Annotated in this window: 1 protein-coding gene and 1 pseudogene; both read right to left on the bottom strand. The window is 35.5% G+C overall.

Annotated features, from left to right (window positions below; all coding sequences use genetic code 11):
- A pseudogene (locus HCUR_RS00225) lies at window positions 1-298 on the bottom strand (ribulose-phosphate 3-epimerase); the annotation flags it as partial.
- 47 nt (window positions 299-345) lie between these two features.
- The gene (locus HCUR_RS00220) at window positions 346-1,476 is read right to left on the bottom strand and encodes a hypothetical protein (RefSeq protein WP_104206245.1); all 1,131 of its coding nucleotides are present in this window, start codon (window positions 1,474-1,476) and stop codon (window positions 346-348) included.
- Between the last annotated feature and the right edge of the window lie 81 nt (window positions 1,477-1,557).

Below are 1,557 nucleotides of genomic sequence, written 5' to 3'. Positions count from 1 at the left end.
GGGGATGAAAAGTAAGACTCTGAATGGGGAGTGTGGTAAAAAGAGGAATAATGTTATCGCTGGGGTTTGCCATAATATGTACGTCAAACCACATCTCTGGAAGCATAGATCTTGCCTGTTTAATCACACAGGGTCCTAGTGTGAGATTGGGAACATAGTGCCCATCCATAATATCCCAATGAAATCCATCTACATAAGCACACATATTCTGAAGTTCTTCCCCAAGGCGTAAGAGATTTGCAGACAAAACGGACGCATAAACTTTCCAACGATTTATCTCTTTATGCGCTAAGTCCATAAGCTATTCCTCCGCCGGGCATGTGATCCAACATACAGACCCTTTCCTCATGACGACCTTGAGAAATTTTGTTTGTAAACCTTAAATGTACAATAGGATATTGCCATCAAAATTCCCATGGATATAAAACCTAAAGGGGTTAAGATACTAAAAGAGTTAAGATGAATATTCGTCTTCAGTATAAACTCTAGTGGATTTAAAAGACTTAAAAAGTTATAGCCATCATGATTAAAACTAACGATAGAGATACTAAATAAAATATAAAAACCAATCATATAGGGAGTAGCCATCATGATTGTTCCTCCACAAGTCACGTTGTGAAGCAATGCCCACATTCCCCCAACATATCGGCGGTGTATCCAGGAGGATATGCAGAGTACAACAATCAATGGAAAACACAGGATCGTGAGGAATGGAATCAACGAAAATAATAACGACAAATCAGCAGTAACTTTGTCACTTCTAGAAAGACCCATGACGCCAACAAAATAAACACCATATAATAGTATAAAAAATGTAGAAAGAAAGTAAAGGAAAGCGAGAAATTTTAATAAATTTAAAAAAGTATAAAACAACCAATGGAGCCAGGATTTATTTAAGAAATTTTGAAAATCATCTTCTAGTGCTTGTACCAGTGTGTTTTTTAAAACATTAGACATTTCTACGCGACCACTGGCAGCATTGATAAAGAAATGTTTGTTCCATCGAAAGAACAAGTACTTAAAGAGGACCAAAGTTACTAAGGGTACAAACCCTGCTTTGGATATGTCTACTACACTACTAAAAAGAATTGATAATAGACCCCACGATAGAATAAGGGGTAATTCAAACAGCATTATCTTTAGGCTCATTAAAGAAAATTGATAGGCGACGGTTAACATTCCATAAGTTCTTGAAATGTTATGATGAATCCACCAAGGTACTAGAAGAAAATATCCCATGGAGACGCTACTCAATAGCACCAGTCCTCCTATTTGTAGACTTAAAGATGTATTGAAAAAAAAGCGTACAGTGTACCCAAGCCCGTACAAAGGAAGACAAAATATAGAAATTAATAGAAAGTTTTTAGTCGTAATCCACAAAGAATACCCCAAATTTTTAAGAAATGAACTTCCGTAAAGATGAAAAATCATCGCTTCATATTGTTGAACTAAGACTAAACTTAACCGTGTATCCATGGAGTATCCTTTTAGTAATTTTTTATGATTTTATCCAGCATTTTAAAAAAGTTTTAAATTTTTTAGTGCGTTCACAGCTTC

The sequence above is a fragment of the Holospora curviuscula genome (assembly GCF_002930195.1).
GTDB lineage: Bacteria > Pseudomonadota > Alphaproteobacteria > Holosporales > Holosporaceae > Holospora > Holospora curviuscula.
This window is presented reverse-complemented; position numbering and strand designations above follow the sequence as displayed.